General features: G+C 55.6%; 2 protein-coding genes. One reads left to right on the top strand and one right to left on the bottom strand.

The window, feature by feature from the left end:
• Positions 1-139 precede the first annotated feature (139 nt).
• Complete coding sequence (locus OUZ52_RS22770) at positions 140-304, bottom strand: hypothetical protein (RefSeq protein WP_266160895.1); 165 nt, start codon at positions 302-304, stop codon at positions 140-142.
• Between the two features lie 1,014 nt (positions 305-1,318).
• Here OUZ52_RS22770 and OUZ52_RS22765 point away from each other — a divergent pair.
• On the top strand, positions 1,319-1,664 hold a 346-nt coding region (locus tag OUZ52_RS22765; RefSeq protein WP_323135395.1), incomplete at its 3' end, for a TetR/AcrR family transcriptional regulator.

Genomic DNA, 1,664 nt, shown 5'->3' with positions numbered 1-1,664 from the left:
GAGCTTGCCATGCGCAGCCCCCTATCGCATGGCGTGGCCGTGGCGCAATGAGGGCTTGATGACCTCAGAGGAGCACTTGCGGTTGAGTGAGTATCGCCTGGCGATGGACTAACCGCTGGCATCGCGCTGATGCGAAAAATCAGCGATAACGCCAGTAGCCACCGACCCACACGTGAGGAGGACCCCAATACCCGGGTACCCACACGCGCTCATGACGTGGCGCCACCACGATGCAGCCGGTGAGTGACATCGTGCTGCCAAGCAATGCAGCGGAAAGTAAAAGAATCGATGTAAAGCGGCGCATGACGTATGCACTCCTCAGGTGATGGCTACCCGGAAAACGCCAAGATCGCTTGCTTGGATGACCAGCGATTTCACGCTCGCTGGCTGACGTTCATGTTTCAGGTATTCGCTAAGCATCGCGGCGAGCATGCATCCATGCCCGGCTTATGCATTGAGGTTACAAGTGCTTGCGATATCGCCGATAGAAATCACCTCGCGGCGAAATCCATCCATTAAAAATCTGTGGGAAAGCGGTGCGGCACGGGCGAAAAATCCACCGTCGGCGCAAGCCAGCTTGGCTTATGCGAACAATGCATCTTGCGGTGACACCAGGGCGAACTTCGCATGATGAAGCTCGGCGTATGGGCGCTAGAAGATGTTGCGCGCGGTGAGTTTGCATAAGCGATAAGTTTGTTTGCATAGCACGCCATGAATCATCGTCGCGCTGGTGCTGCATGGCTTTCCGTTCGCGTTGAGCAACCACGAGAGGATGCTCTCCTTGGCGCGGCTTGCAGCCTTCTGGCCTTGCCGTCGCCAGATATTCTGCGCCGCTGTTTCATGCCTTGCAGGTCATGCCGTGAGCTGGGTGCGCGATTCCCGTTCTAAAGATGCCTCTCAATGCCATAGAGCGCGTACTTAACAGAACAGGCTTTTGCCAAACGGCTTGCAGGCCATGGCGCAGGGCGGTGAGTTTGGACGCGTCGCAGCAAAAGCGGATTATTTCGGGCTACTGCCGTCTACGTTAATTATTGCGATGAAAGATACCGAGCCCGCTTTTGGCTCGATCTTATGCCGTGCGCGATATTTATCGTAAATCGCATAACTCTATGAAATCACAATACATACACATTCTTGCGCTGCAGCTTGCCCAACGTTTTAAGCGGATCTAACCTTTAAACACTCGTTTCAAGCCATGGATTCAAGTCATAGATTCAAGTCAGGGATTGAAGTAGGTGTTTTGCTGGTGATCGTGGAATAACCGAAGCGGATTTCGCACCCGGGACATAAAACCAGGACATAAGGTGAGCAGCTGCCAGTGATCAGTCCGTACACCAACGTTGGCAATACCCGTGCTCGCCTGCTCGAGGCAGCGGAGTCGCTGTTTATCGAGCGTGGCTACGAGGCCATGTCGTTGCGTCAGATCACCAGCCGTGCCGACGCCAATCTTGCAGCGGTGAACTATCACTTCGGCAGCAAAGAGTTTCTGATGCAGGAACTGCTGTCGAAACGGCTGGATCGGCTTAATCAGGAGCGACTGCAGCTGCTCTCGGTGTGCGAGCAGCAGGGCGAGGGCGTGCTCGACGCTTCGGCGGTGCTTAGCGTGCTGTTTGTGCCGGCCTTGCGGCTGAGTCGCGACGCGGCCGGCGGACCGGCTTTCATGC

The organism is Dyella silvatica (assembly GCF_026283955.1).
GTDB classification, from domain to species: domain Bacteria; phylum Pseudomonadota; class Gammaproteobacteria; order Xanthomonadales; family Rhodanobacteraceae; genus Dyella_C; species Dyella_C silvatica.
Note: the sequence above shows the minus strand (reverse complement) of the source record. Positions and strands in the feature narration are given on the sequence as shown.

Excerpts from the sequence above, each read along its gene's own strand:
- OUZ52_RS22770 (WP_266160895.1), bottom strand. The coding sequence starts at position 304 with ATGCGCCGCTTTACATCGATTCTTTTACTTTCCGCTGCATTGCTTGGC.